A 12,825-nucleotide genomic window follows, 5' to 3' on the forward strand; every position below is an offset into this window, starting at 1 on the left:
TTATGAAGAGTGCGGCCACCCACCGGCCAAAAGGCTAACAACCCTTTTGATACAAAGTAATTAGTCTGAAAGTGACAAAGCCCGCGCGCAAATTCTGTATTATGCGAAGCACAACAAATAAACATAACTTCGCCGGCGATTAAAGCAGTTCCATAATCAGGAATAAACCATGGCCCGAGAAACCTACGCAGCTCTGCAAGCAAAGATCGAAAAGGAAATCAACAAGCTCCAAAAGAAGGCTGAAGTCCTCCAGACGAAGCGCCGCAAACCCGTGATCACTTCGATCATCACGTCGATGCGCGAGTACGACATCACCCCCGAAGAAATCATCGCAGCCTACGGCGCCGGCAAGCCCGCCCGCGCCGCCACGGGCGGCCGCCGCAAGGCCAGCGCCCCCGCCCGCGCAGGCGCCACCGCCAAGCGCGCCGTTGCGCCCAAGTACCGCCATCCGCAAACCGGCGAAACCTGGAGCGGCCGCGGCAAGGCGCCGCGCTGGCTCGCCGCCGAAGAGGCTGGCGGCGCCACCCGCGAGAGTTTTCTTATCAAAGAATAAAACCTATTCTGCAGTAAGAAATAAAAGCGGCGCACCATGATGGTGCGCCGCTTTTATATTAAGAATGCGCGCCGCGCGCGCCAAGGACTCAGCGCAGCGGGAATTGAATCTCGCGCTCCGCGCCATTATTGCCCGGGAAATTGTCGAATATGGCACGCACCAGATACGGCATCGTGCGGATCAAATCGTCACGCTCGCTCAATATGAAGGCGGTCGAACGGTATACCTCGGCGCCGCCCTGCTGAGTGTCGCGAATGAAAAGCGACAAGGAATTGCGCTGGACCACCATGGGCACGTCCACCCAGTCCGGCCCCCAGAATCCCGCGCCCATGCCCCAGGGCCCAGGCCCATAGAAACCGCCATAACCGCCGTAGAAGTACGGATCATAGGGACGGCGCACCATCACCTGGGTCTGCGAACTGCCATAGCGGAACGACACGTCGAAACGGCCTTTTGCGCCGGACCGGGCTTCGACCAGGCCCGTGGCGCCGATGCCGGCACGCACCATGTCCTGGAAGGACTGGTATTCCAGATTATTGATTTGCGAGGAGTCGGCCGGCACGAACTGATAGGTCTGGCCCTCGACGCCCGTTGGCCATTGCTGGAACGACGTCACCCTGGCCGATACGGTCGGCGCGGCGCAGCCCGTCAAGGTCAACGCGCCCAGCACGGCCAATATACCGGCCCACCGGCCGAGACTGCTGAACAACGACGTGCTGGACATTTGCGGCTCCTTTTGCGCGACGGCGCATGATACCGAGCTTTGACATACGCGCTTGCCAAAAGTTTAAGGCTAGCCCGTAAGCCCGGGGGTGTGGCCCGCGGCCAACCACTACAATAGGCGCATTGTTCATACAGGACTGCAAATCCCATGCGCACCGAAACACCCGTTACCGTATACCGCAAGGATTACCAGCCCTACCCCTACGAAATCCCCGAAGTCGCCCTGGCCTTCGACCTCGCGCCCGACGCGACCGAAGTGCGTTGCACGATGCACGTGCGGCGCAGGCCCGAAGCCGGACCCGACGCCGCCCTGATCCTGGACGGAGAAGAGCTGGAACTCGTGTCGGTAGGCGTGAATGGCGAGCCGCTGCCCGCCGCCCGCTACCAGTTGTCGGACCACACCCTCACGTTGCAGGGCCTGCCGGCCGATGCCACGGTCGAAATCGTCAGCCGCTGCAAGCCATCGGCCAACTCCACGCTGATGGGGCTGTACGTATCGGGCGGCAATTTCTTCACGCAATGTGAGGCCGAGGGCTTTCGGCGCATCACCTGGTTTGCCGACCGTCCCGACGTCATGTCGCGCTATCGCGTGACCTTGCGCGCCCGCCCGGAATACCCCGTGCTCCTGTCCAACGGCAATCTGATCGCCTCGCGCCAGTTGCCCGACGGCCGCAACGAGGTCGAATGGGAAGATCCCTTCCCCAAGCCTTGCTACCTGTTCGCGCTGGTGGCCGGCAACCTGACGCACCGTGAAACCAAGGTCCGCACCGCCAGCGGCCGCGAGGTGCTGCTGCAGGTCTACAGCGATCCGGGGTCCGAAACCAGGACCGAATGGGCGCTGGATTCCCTGGTGCGCGCGCTGCGCTGGGACGAAAGTCGCTTCGGGCTCGAGCTGGACCTGGACCGCTTCATGATCGTCGCCGTCCATGACTTCAATATGGGAGCCATGGAGAACAAAGGGCTGAACATCTTCAATGCCGCCTACGTGCTGGCCAACGCCGACACGGCCACCGACGCGAACTACGAAGGCATCGAATCCGTCATCGGTCATGAATACTTCCACAACTGGACGGGCAACCGGGTCACCTGCCGTGACTGGTTCCAGCTCAGCCTCAAGGAAGGCCTGACGGTCTTTCGCGACCAGGAGTTCAGCGCCGACATGATGGCGCACGGCATGGACGCGGACGCCGCGGCCAGCGCCCGGGCCGTCAAGCGCATCGACGACGTGGTGGCGTTGCGGGCGGCCCAGTTCCCCGAAGACGCCGGCCCCATGGCGCATCCGATCCGCCCGGAAAGCTACCAGGAGATCGGCAATTTCTACACGGCCACCGTGTACGAGAAAGGCGCCGAAGTCATCCGCATGCAGCACACGCTGCTGGGCGAGGAAGGCTTTCGCGCCGGCATGGACGAGTATTTCCGCCGCCATGATGGCCAGGCCGTGACGTGCGACGATTTTGTCGGCGCCATGGAATCGGTCTACCAGCGCCAGCATCCCGGCCGCGACCTGTCGGTGTTCCGCCGCTGGTATCGCCAGGCCGGCACGCCGCGCGTCTCGGTCAAGCTGGAACACGACGCCGCCGCCCGCCGCTGCACGGTGACGCTCACCCAGTCCTGCCCGCCGGTCGGCGTGGAAAAGAAGGCCGGCGCCGATTACGTAAAAGCGCCCTTCCACATTCCCTTTGCGATCGGCCTGCTCGACCACGAAGGCAATGCCCTGCCGCTGCGCCACGAAGGCGCCGTCGTCGACACCGCCCTGCTGGAACTGACGACGCAAAGCCAGCAATGGGTGTTCGACGATATCGCCGAGAGCCCCGTGCCGTCGCTGTTGCGCGATTTTTCCGCGCCCGTCATCGTGGACTACGACTGGTCGGACGAGGAATTGGCGCTGCTGTCCGCGCACGACGGCAACCCCTTCGCCCGCTGGGAAGCCGGCCAGGAACTGGCCACGCGCCAGATCCTGGCGCTGGCGCAAGCCCGCCAGGCCGGACGCACGCTGCACGCCGACGCCGCCTTCATCCAGGCGTGGCGCGCGCTGCTCACCGATCCCGCGCTCGACGCCGCCTACCGCGCACGCGCGCTGGCGCTGCCGTCGGAAAAGACCCTGGCCGAGCGCATGCAGCAGGTCGATCCGCCCGCGCTGGCCGTGGCGCGCGACTTCCTGCGCGCGGAGCTCGGCCGGCAACTGCAAGCCGAGTTGCGCCGCGCGTTCGACGACAACCAGACGCCGGGCGAATACAGCCCCGCTCCCGTGCCCGCGGGCAAGCGCGCGCTGAAGAATCTGGCGCTCAGCCACCTGATGGCGGCGGGCGAACCGCAGGCCCAGCAGCTGGCGCAACAGCAGTATGCCAACGCCGGCAACATGACGGACAGCATGGCCGCGCTGTCGGCGCTGATCAACTTTGGGCAGGGCGACTTCCCGCAGGACGCGCTGGCCGCCTTCTACGCGAAGTGGAGCGCCGATCCCCTGGTGGTGGACAAGTGGTTCGCGCTGCAGGCCGCGGCCCGCTCGACCACGGTGCAGACCGCGCGCGAGCTGATAAAGCATCCGGCGTTCACGCTGCGCAATCCCAATCGCGCCCGCGCGCTGATTTTCCAGTTCTGCCTGAACAACGCCCGCGGCATGCACCATCCGGACGGCTCGGGTTATGCCTTCTGGGCCGAACAGGTGCTGGCGCTGGATGCGTTGAATCCGGAGATCGCCGCGCGCCTGGCGCGCGCCCTGGACAACTGGTCGCGCTTCGTGCCTGCGCTGCGCGCGCCGATGCAGGCCGCGCTTGAGAAAGTGCGCCAGCACGACGGCCTGTCGCGCAACGTACAGGAAATCGTATCCAAGGCTTTAGAATTTGCTGCATAGGGAGACCCTTTTGAAACGTAAAACACTGACTCAATACCTGGTGGAGCAACAGCGCTCCGCCCAAGCCCTCGCGCCGGAAGTCCGGTTGCTCATCGAAGTCGTGGCGCGCGCCTGCAAGGCGATCAGCCATGCCGTCAGCAAGGGCGCGCTCGGCGGCGTCCTGGGCAGCCTCGACAGCGAGAACGTGCAGGGCGAAGTCCAGAAGAAGCTGGACGTGCTGTCCAACGAAATCCTGCTGGAAGCCAACGAATGGGGCGGCCACCTGGCCGCGATGGCCTCGGAAGAGATGGAGACCATCCACCTGATTCCGAACCGCTATCCCAAGGGCGAATACCTGCTGTTGTTCGATCCCCTGGACGGCTCGTCGAACATCGACGTGAACGTGTCCATCGGCACCATCTTCTCGGTGCTGCAGGCGCCGCACAATGTGTCGGGCGCGCCGGTCTGCGAAGCGGACTTCCTGCAGCCGGGCAACAAGCAGGTCGTGGCCGGCTACGCCGTCTACGGTCCGCAGACGATGCTGGTGCTGACCATCGGCAATGGCGTGGTGGGCTTCACGCTGGACCGGGAAATGGGCTCGTGGGTGCTCACGCACGAGAACATCCGCGTTCCGGAAGACACCAAGGAATTCGCCATCAACATGTCGAACCAGCGCCACTGGGCTGCCCCGGTCAAGCGCTACATCGACGACTGCCTGGCCGGCTCGACCGGCCCGCTGGGCAAGGACTACAACATGCGCTGGATCGCCTCGATGGTGGCGGACGTGCATCGCATCCTGACCCGCGGCGGCATCTTCATGTACCCGTGGGACGCCCGCGAACCGGGCAAGGCCGGCAAGCTGCGCCTGATGTACGAAGCCAACCCCATGAGCTTCCTGATCGAACAGGCGGGCGGCGCGGCCATCAATGGCGTGCAGCGCATCATGGACATCCAGCCCGAGAAGCTGCATCAGCGGGTGAGCGTCATCCTGGGCTCGAAGAACGAGGTCGAACGCGTGGGCCGCTATCACGCCGAAGACGCAGGCAGCAAGGCCGCGGGCTGATTACCAGCCTCGACGCAAAAGTAAAAAGCCCCGGCCAGTTCGAAACTGGCCGGGGCTTTTTACTGTCAGGCTGTTCAGGCTGTTCAGATTGATCAGGCTGCCGCGCGCCTTACTTGACCTCTTCGATGGACTTCACGTCGTCCTTGTTGATCTGAACCTTCTTGCCATTCTGCTCGTATTCGTACATTCCCGACTTCTTGTCGTATTCGGGCTCATCGGGCGCTACGGTCGAAGAGCCGTCGCGTTGGTTGATAACCGAGGGCGACGAGCATCCGGCCAGCACTCCAACTCCGGTCATCACCAGGGCCAACGTCATGGTCTTCAGGTTCATGGTCGTGTTCTCCGAGTGTTGAATAGGTGATTTCACTCTATCGGAATCCGGCCCCGAAATCGTGTCGGGTTGTCGGCAAAATGCTTAAGAACGTAATCGGCCCCGACCCCAATAACGAAAAACCCCTCGCAGGGCGGGCCTGGGAGGGGTTGCAACCGAATACATGCGGCAAGCGCGATTTACACCTTGGCGTTGGCCTCGATGAAACGACGCACGGACTCGATATTGCAGTCCATGATTTCGACGCGCTGCGGCAACGATTCCAGGTCGGCAAGATTGCCCGGGGGGGTGGCGGGACGGCCCAGCGCCTCTTCGATGGTCTCGGAGAACTTGGCCGGCAAGGCGGTTTCCAGCACGAGCATCGGCACGCCGGGTTCGACGAACTCGCGAGCGACCTTCACGCCGTCGGCGGTATGCGGATCGACCAGCACGCCGGTCGCGTCGTACACGGCGCGGATCGTGGCGAGGCGATCCGTGTGCGAGCTGGCGCCCGACACGAAGCCGTACCGCGATTCAAACTGGTCCTTGAGCTCGGACAGGTCGAAAGACCCGTCGCGCGCCAACGCCGTCCACAATTCCTTCACGCGTCCCGTGTCGCGGCCCACCAGGTCGAAAACGAAGCGCTCGAAATTGGAGGCGCGGGAAATGTCCATCGACGGGCTGGACGTGGCGTAGGTCTGTTCCGCCGGACGGGGGCGATACACGCCGGTGCGGAAGAATTCTTCCAGCACGTTGTTCTCGTTCGTGGCCAGCACGAGGCGGCGGATGGGCAGGCCCATGCTGCGCGCGATGTGCCCCGACAGGATGTTGCCGAAGTTGCCCGACGGCACGGCAAACGACACCTGCTGTCCGGCGCGTTCGGTGGCGCGCAGCCAGCCGTGGAAGTAGTACACGACCTGGGCGGCGATGCGCGCCCAGTTGATCGAGTTCACGGCGCCCAGGCGGTAGCGGGTCTTGAAGGCCAGGTCGCTGGCCAGCGCCTTGACGATGTCCTGCGCTTCGTCGAACACGCCGCGCACGGCGATGTTGTGGATGTTCTCGTCCTGCAGGGAGTACATCTGCGCGCGCTGGAAGGCGCTCATGCGGCCATGGGGCGACAGCATGAACACCGCCACGCCCTGCTTGCCGCGCAAGGCGTATTCCGCCGCCGAGCCGGTATCGCCGGACGTGGCGCCCACGATGTTGAGCGTGGTGCCGCGCTTGGCGAGCACGTACTCGAACACCTGGCCGAGGAACTGCATGGCCATGTCCTTGAAGGCCAGCGTCGGACCTTCCGACAGGCCCAGCAACGACAGTCCGCCATCCAGCGGACGCAGGGGGACGATGTCTTCGCTGTTGAAGATCTGCGGCGTGTAGGCGGCGCGGGTCAGGCGGCGCAGGTCTTGCGCGGGGATGTCCGTCGCGAACAGCGACAGCACCTCGAAGGCCAGGTCGGCGTACGACAGGCCGCGCCAGGATTCCAGCGTTTCAGCCGATACCTGCGGCAGCGTCTGCGGCACCGCCAGGCCGCCGTCGGGCGCCAGGCCTTCGAGCAGGATGTCGGAAAATTCCTGCGCGGCCATGCCGCCGCGCGTCGAGATGTATTTCATGTCAATTGCTCCACGATGCGCCAGCCTTGCCGGATCCGGTCCGCGCGCAGGCCCCCTTGAAGGGGGACCGCCCAGCGGAAAGCGCCAGAGGCGCTCCGGAGTCGGTCTTGCTCACGTCAGGTTCTCCACGCGCAGGCGCGTGACCTTGGACCGCACGAAGGGCAGCGATTCGATGCGCTCGATGGCCTGGTTGACGTTGCCTTCCACCGCCTCATGCGTGAGGAAGATGATGTCGGCGCCGCCGATGTGCGAGGGCTGCTGGATCATCGAACCGATGGAGATGGAACGGTCGGCCAGGAGGCGCGCAATGTCGGCCAGCACGCCAGGCTGGTCGTCCACGCGCAGGCGCAGGTAGTACGACGTGCTGACCTGTTCGATCGGCAGGATCGGCGTGTCCGACATGGCATCGGGCTGGAACGCCAGGTGCGGCACGCGGTTGCCGGGATCGGCGGTATGCAGGCGCGTCACGTCGACCAGGTCGGCCACGACCGCCGAGGCGGTGGGTTCTTCGCCCGCGCCTTGTCCGTAGTACAGCGTCGGGCCGACCGCGTCGCCCTTGACCAGCACGGCGTTCATCGCGCCTTCGACATTGGCCAGCAGGCGCTCGGCGGGCACCAGCGCCGGATGCACGCGCAATTCGATGCCGTCGGGGCGGCGCTTGGTGATGCCCAGGAGCTTGATGCGATAGCCCAGGCGTTCGGCATGCTCGATGTCCTCGGCGGCCAGTTGCGAGATGCCCTCGATGTAGGCGCGATCGAATTGCACCGGCACGCCAAAGGCCAGCGAGGCCAGCAGCGTCAGCTTGTGCGCGGCATCCACGCCTTCCACGTCGAAGGTCGGATCGGCTTCGGCGTAGCCCAGGCGCTGGGCTTCGGCCAGCACGTCGGCGAACGGCAGCCCGCGCGAACGCATCTCGGACAGGATGAAGTTCGTGGTGCCGTTGATGATGCCGGCAACCCACTGGATGCGATTGGCCGTCAGGCCTTCGCGGATCGCCTTGATGATGGGGATGCCGCCGGCGACGGCGGCTTCGAAGTTCACCATCACGCCGCGTTCGGAGGCGGCGGCGAATATCTCATTGCCGTGCTTGGCCAGGAGCGCCTTGTTGGCGGTGACCACATGCTTGCCGTTGGCGATGGCTTCGAGCACCAGATCGCGCGCCAGCGTATCGCCGCCGATGAGTTCCACGACGATGTCGATCTCGGGATCGCGCACCAGCGCATGCACGTCGGTATCGACCAGGATGGAGTCGCCCACGCGGGCACGCGCCTTCTCCACGTCGCGCACGGCGGCGCGGGTGACTTCAATGCGGCGGCCGGCGCGGCGGGCGATTTCCTCGGCGTTGCGCGACAGCACGGTCCACGTGCCGCCACCCACCACGCCAAGACCCAGCAGGCCCACTTTCATGGGGTTCATCGCGCCGCCCTCTGCGGGCGGGCGTTGAGGGGAATTCATTTCAGTTCTCCATAATGCTGTGCAAGGGACACCCTACTTGGCAGCACCCAGCGCGGCCGCGCGGAGCCGACTTCGCCGGTCCGCTGCGGCGCCCCTTGGGGGGAAGCGCGCAGCGCTGCGGGGGGTAGCCCTACTTTAGCAATCCGTCCTTGCGGAACATATCTTTGATGCCGCGCACCGCCTGGCGGGTGCGCTGCTCGTTTTCGATGAGCGCGAAGCGCACATAATCGTCGCCATACTCGCCGAAGCCGATCCCGGGGGAAACGGCCACTTTCGCATCCGACAGGACACGCTTGGCAAATTCCAAAGAGCCCATCGCCCGGTAGGGTTCGGGGATCTGCGCCCAGATGTACATGGACGCCTTGGGAATCTCCACATTCCAACCTGCTTCGTGCAGGCCGCGCGCGAGCACGTCGCGGCGGCTCTGGTACTGCGCCACGATTTCGTTCACGCAGTCCTGCGGACCGTCCAGCGCGGCGATGGAAGCCACCTGGATCGGCGTGAACGTGCCGTAGTCGTGATAACTCTTGATGCGCGCGAGCGCGTTGACGAGCTCGCGGTTGCCGACCATGTAGCCGATGCGCCAGCCCGCCATGTTGTAGCTCTTGCTCATCGTGAAGAACTCGACCGCGACATCGCGCGCGCCGGGAACCTGCATGATGGAGGGCGCCACGTAGCCGTCGAAGGTGATGTCGGCATAGGCCAGGTCATGCACGACGAGGATGTCGTGTTCCTTGGCCAGCGCCACCACGCGTTCGAAGAACGACAGGTCCACGCATTGCGCGGTGGGGTTGCTGGGAAAGCCCAGCACCATCATCTTGGGCTTCGGGATGGATTCGCGCACGGCGCGTTCCAGTTCCTCGAAGAAATCCACGCCCGGCGTCATGCGCACGGAGCGGATGTTGGCGCCCGCGATGACCGCGCCGTAGATGTGAATCGGGTAGCTGGGGTTGGGCACCAGCACGGTGTCGCCGCGGTCCAGCGTGGCCAGCATCAGGTGGGCCAGGCCCTCTTTCGAACCGATGGTGACGATGGCTTCGGAATCCGGATCGAACTCGACCGCGTAGCGGCGCTGGTACCAGTCACAGATCGCCTTGCGCAGGCGCGGAATGCCCTTGGATACGGAATAGCCATGCGTGGTGGGGCGGCAGGTCGCCTCCACCATCTTGTCCACGATGTGCTTGGGCGTTGCGCCGTCCGGATTGCCCATCGACATGTCGATGATATCTTCGCCGCGCCGACGCGCCGCCATCTTGAGCTCGCCGGTGATGTTGAAAACGTACGGGGGCAAACGCTCGATGCGAGAGAACTTCCTCATGATGGGAATCCTTAGGGGCGAAAAGGCAAAAAGACCAGGGCGCGGTCGCGCGAAGGGAAAGGGGCTCAAAGCCGCGCCGGCACACGTTTGCAGCGCAGCAAAACCCTGTAATCTAGCGCAACGACGCCCGGGCGGCAAATGAGGCAAAAAAAGCCACTTTCCCCTCGTGGATACGTTGCAACATGCGGCGTGTCCTATGCGCTATTATCAAGCACGTAAAGCCGGAGTTCTTATTGAAGCTGCATACCGATCCTGCGACGGCCGCTCTTAACACTGTCACCGCTTATGGCGATGGCTACATCGAGGTCAACCAGGTACGTTTTTCTTCGTCGGTCGCGTTTGGCCCCGAAGGCGAAGTTACCGTCTGGCCCGTTGAGTCGCCGGCCGACATCACCTCCTCCCTCTTGCTCCAGGCAGCCGGATTGTCCGAGCCCGCCCGCGACCCCATGGATTTCCTGGACGCCCCGGAATCCTCGCCCAGCCGCCCGGCCAATGCGCCCGAGGTCCTGCTGGTGGGCACCGGCGGCAAGCAACGGTTCCTGCGTCCCGAAGTATTACGTCCCCTATTGGCCGTGGGCATCGGCGTGGAAACGATGGATACCCACGCCGCCTCGCGCACCTACAACATCCTGATGGCTGAGGGCCGGCGCGTGGTCGTCGCCCTCATCCCTCCCAATGGAGCAACCAGTCAATGACGCCGAGCATAGGCAAACCCGCCCCGCTGTTCACCGCCGAAAGCACGATAGGCCCCATCAGCCTTGAGCAGTGCCAGGGGCGGGCGGTGATCCTGTATTTCTATCCCAAGGACAACACGCCCGGCTGCACCACCGAGAGCCAGGATTTCCGCGACCTGCACGCCGAGTTCCTGGCGGCCAGCGCGATCGTGATCGGCATCTCGCGCGACTCGCTGAAGTCGCACGAGAATTTCAAGGCCAAGTACGAGCTTCCCTTCCCTCTCATCTCCGACGCCGACGAAACCGTCTGCAATCTGTTCGGCGTCATCAAGCAAAAGAACATGTATGGAAAGCAGGTGCGCGGCATCGAACGCAGCACCTTCTTGATCGATGCCTATGGCGTGCTGGTGCAGGAGTGGCGCGGGGTGAAGGTCCCGGGCCACGCCAAGGAAGTCCTGCAAGCCGCCAAAAGCATCGGTTAGCCGCACAGGAATACCCGTCAGGCGCTATAGCCGGCCCAAACAGGAGAGTGACGCATATGCCGCTTCCGAAGTTGCCTACCCGCCCCGCAGCCATCCTGACCTTCCCCTCGGGCGACTCCGCCCGGGCGCAGGCCCGCACCACCAAGACTGCCGCTGCGCGGTCCAACACCCAGGCCGCCCTCGCCGAAGACGAGGACGAACTGCTGGTCCAGCCAGAACTTGATGGCATGGCCGCGCCGGCGCGCAAGGCCCACACGCCATCCCCCGCTCGCGAGGTGCCGCCGCCCGCGCCGGCGACGCCGGCCGCGCGCGCGCCCGCCCGCCAACAGGCCAAGACCGCGCCAGCGCCCGCCAAGCGCGGCAAGGCCCGCGCCGAGAACGCCCCGCGCAAGCTGTTCGTGCTGGACACGAACGTGCTGCTGCACGACCCCAGCTCGCTGTTCCGCTTCGAGGAACACGACATCTTCCTGCCGATGATGACGCTGGAAGAGCTGGACCACCAGAAAAAGGGCATGTCCGAAGTGGCGCGCAATGCGCGCCAGGTCAGCCGGTCCCTGGACTCGCTGGTGCAGGACGCCACGCACCTGGACGAAGGCCTGGAACTGGCCAAGCTGGGCAACAAGGACGCCACCGGGCGCCTGATGTTCCAGACCACGGCCATCCACAGCACCCTGCCCTCGGACCTGCCGATGGGCAAGGCCGACAACCAGATCCTTGGCGTGGTGCGCGCGCTGCAGGAAAAATACCCGCAGCGCGAAGTGGTGCTGGTGTCCAAGGACATCAACATGCGCCTGAAGGCCCGCGCGCTGGGCATGGCCGCCGAAGACTACTTCAACGACCATGTGCTGGAAGACTCGGACCTGATGTATTCGGGCGTGATGCAACTGCCCGAGGACTTCTGGAACAAGCACGGCAAGGACGTCGAATCCTGGCAACAGGGCGGCACCACCTTCTACCGCATCCACGGCCCGCTGTGTTCACAGTTCGTGGTCAACCAGTTCGTCTATTTCGAAGGCCAGATGCCGCTGTACGCGCAGGTGCGCGAAGTGAGCGGCAAGATGGCGGTGCTGGCCACGCTGCGCGATTACACCCACGGCAAGAACAATGTCTGGGGCATCACGGCGCGCAACCGCGAGCAGAACTTCGCCATGAACCTGCTGATGAACCCGGAGTGCGATTTCGTGTCGCTGCTGGGCCAGGCCGGCACGGGCAAGACGCTGCTGGCGCTGGCGGCGGGCATCACGCAGGTGCTGGAGACCAAGCGCTACACCGAGATCATCATGACGCGCGTCACGGTGCCTGTCGGTGAAGACATCGGTTTCCTGCCCGGCACCGAAGAAGAAAAGATGCTGCCCTGGATGGGCGCGCTGGAAGACAACCTGGACGTGCTGAACATGGGCGACGGCGAAGGCAACGGGGACTGGGGCCGCGCGGCCACGATGGACCTGATCCGCTCGCGCATCAAGGTGAAATCCCTGAACTTCATGCGCGGCCGCACCTTCCTGAACAAGTACCTGATCATCGACGAGGCGCAGAACCTGACGCCCAAGCAGATGAAGACGCTGGTGACCCGCGCGGGCCCCGGCACCAAGGTGATCTGCCTGGGCAACATCGCCCAGATCGATACGCCCTACCTGACGGAAGGCAGCTCGGGCCTGACGTTCGTCGTTGACCGCTTCAAGGGCTGGCCGCACTCGGGCCACGTCACGCTGCAGCGCGGCGAACGGTCTCGCCTGGCCGACTACGCGGGCGACGTGCTGTAGGTCCAGGCCCGCACCCGTCATCGCTTCGGCAACGAAAAAGC

11 protein-coding genes are annotated in these 12,825 nt (G+C 64.4%); 6 read left to right on the plus strand and 5 right to left on the minus strand.

Annotated elements, in window-relative coordinates:
* Nucleotides 1–169 precede the first annotated feature (169 nt).
* A complete protein-coding gene (locus BMW75_RS20725; RefSeq protein WP_076519761.1) occupies nt 170–553 on the plus strand; it encodes an H-NS histone family protein in 384 nt (127 codons plus the stop codon).
* An 88-nt stretch (nt 554–641) separates the two neighbouring features.
* Here BMW75_RS20725 and BMW75_RS20730 read toward each other — a convergent pair whose 3' ends face one another.
* Nucleotides 642–1,277, minus strand: coding sequence for a DUF4136 domain-containing protein (locus tag BMW75_RS20730; RefSeq protein ID WP_092581667.1), 636 nt, complete (start codon nt 1,275–1,277; stop codon nt 642–644).
* Between the two features lie 147 nt (nt 1,278–1,424).
* Here BMW75_RS20730 and pepN point away from each other — a divergent pair, with 147 nt between their 5' ends.
* A complete protein-coding gene (gene pepN / locus BMW75_RS20735; protein WP_092581668.1) occupies nt 1,425–4,130 on the plus strand; it encodes an aminopeptidase N in 2,706 nt (901 codons plus the stop codon).
* A gap of 10 nt (nt 4,131–4,140) precedes the next feature.
* Nucleotides 4,141–5,172 carry a class 1 fructose-bisphosphatase gene (locus BMW75_RS20740; RefSeq protein WP_076519758.1) on the plus strand — a complete coding sequence of 344 codons (1,032 nt, stop codon included), beginning with the start codon at nt 4,141–4,143 and terminating at the stop codon, nt 5,170–5,172.
* 109 nt (nt 5,173–5,281) lie between these two features.
* Here BMW75_RS20740 and BMW75_RS20745 read toward each other — a convergent pair whose 3' ends face one another.
* The 4 genes from BMW75_RS20745 to alaC form a co-directional block, all read right to left on the minus strand.
* Nucleotides 5,282–5,503, minus strand: a complete 222-nt coding sequence (locus tag BMW75_RS20745; protein ID WP_056567306.1) for a YgdI/YgdR family lipoprotein — start codon at nt 5,501–5,503, stop codon at nt 5,282–5,284.
* A gap of 179 nt (nt 5,504–5,682) precedes the next feature.
* Complete coding sequence (gene thrC / locus BMW75_RS20750; RefSeq protein ID WP_092581669.1) at nt 5,683–7,092, minus strand: threonine synthase; 1,410 nt, start codon at nt 7,090–7,092, stop codon at nt 5,683–5,685.
* Between the two features lie 111 nt (nt 7,093–7,203).
* Nucleotides 7,204–8,508 (minus strand): homoserine dehydrogenase, encoded by a 1,305-nt coding sequence (locus BMW75_RS20755; RefSeq protein ID WP_076519756.1) that lies wholly within the window; start codon nt 8,506–8,508, stop codon nt 7,204–7,206.
* Between the two features lie 169 nt (nt 8,509–8,677).
* Nucleotides 8,678–9,865: an alanine transaminase gene (gene alaC / locus BMW75_RS20760; protein ID WP_175493234.1), complete on the minus strand. Its 1,188-nt coding sequence runs from the start codon at nt 9,863–9,865 to the stop codon at nt 8,678–8,680.
* Nucleotides 9,866–10,098: 233 nt separating this feature from the next.
* On the opposite strand from alaC, the gene BMW75_RS20765 reads away from it, so the two are divergent.
* From BMW75_RS20765 to BMW75_RS20775, 3 genes are read left to right on the plus strand one after another with little or no spacing between them, the layout of a single operon-like run.
* Nucleotides 10,099–10,560, plus strand: coding sequence for an Mth938-like domain-containing protein (locus BMW75_RS20765; protein WP_076519754.1), 462 nt, complete (start codon nt 10,099–10,101; stop codon nt 10,558–10,560).
* Entirely contained in the window at nt 10,557–11,021 is a 465-nt protein-coding gene (locus BMW75_RS20770) for a peroxiredoxin (RefSeq protein WP_076519753.1), read from the plus strand. The genes BMW75_RS20765 and BMW75_RS20770 overlap by 4 nt, the downstream gene beginning before the upstream one ends.
* A 56-nt stretch (nt 11,022–11,077) precedes the next feature.
* Nucleotides 11,078–12,784, plus strand: coding sequence for a PhoH family protein (locus BMW75_RS20775; protein ID WP_076519752.1), 1,707 nt, complete (start codon nt 11,078–11,080; stop codon nt 12,782–12,784).
* The last annotated feature ends 41 nt before the right edge of the window (nt 12,785–12,825 follow it).

This window comes from Achromobacter sp. NFACC18-2, assembly GCF_900108985.1.
In the GTDB taxonomy this organism is placed as follows: domain Bacteria; phylum Pseudomonadota; class Gammaproteobacteria; order Burkholderiales; family Burkholderiaceae_B; genus Achromobacter.

Bases quoted from the DNA above. Each gene is read 5' to 3' on its own strand.
- BMW75_RS20725 (WP_076519761.1), top strand. From the start codon at position 170: ATGGCCCGAGAAACCTACGCAGCTCTGCAAGCAAAGATCGAAAAGGAA.
- BMW75_RS20730 (WP_092581667.1), bottom strand. From the start codon at position 1,277: ATGTCCAGCACGTCGTTGTTCAGCAGTCTCGGCCGGTGGGCCGGTATA.
- pepN (WP_092581668.1), top strand. From the start codon at position 1,425: ATGCGCACCGAAACACCCGTTACCGTATACCGCAAGGATTACCAGCCC.
- BMW75_RS20745 (WP_056567306.1), bottom strand. From the start codon at position 5,503: ATGAACCTGAAGACCATGACGTTGGCCCTGGTGATGACCGGAGTTGGA.
- thrC (WP_092581669.1), bottom strand. From the start codon at position 7,092: ATGAAATACATCTCGACGCGCGGCGGCATGGCCGCGCAGGAATTTTCC.
- BMW75_RS20755 (WP_076519756.1), bottom strand. From the start codon at position 8,508: ATGAACCCCATGAAAGTGGGCCTGCTGGGTCTTGGCGTGGTGGGTGGC.
- alaC (WP_175493234.1), bottom strand. From the start codon at position 9,865: ATGAGGAAGTTCTCTCGCATCGAGCGTTTGCCCCCGTACGTTTTCAAC.
- BMW75_RS20770 (WP_076519753.1), top strand. From the start codon at position 10,557: ATGACGCCGAGCATAGGCAAACCCGCCCCGCTGTTCACCGCCGAAAGC.
- BMW75_RS20775 (WP_076519752.1), top strand. From the start codon at position 11,078: ATGCCGCTTCCGAAGTTGCCTACCCGCCCCGCAGCCATCCTGACCTTC.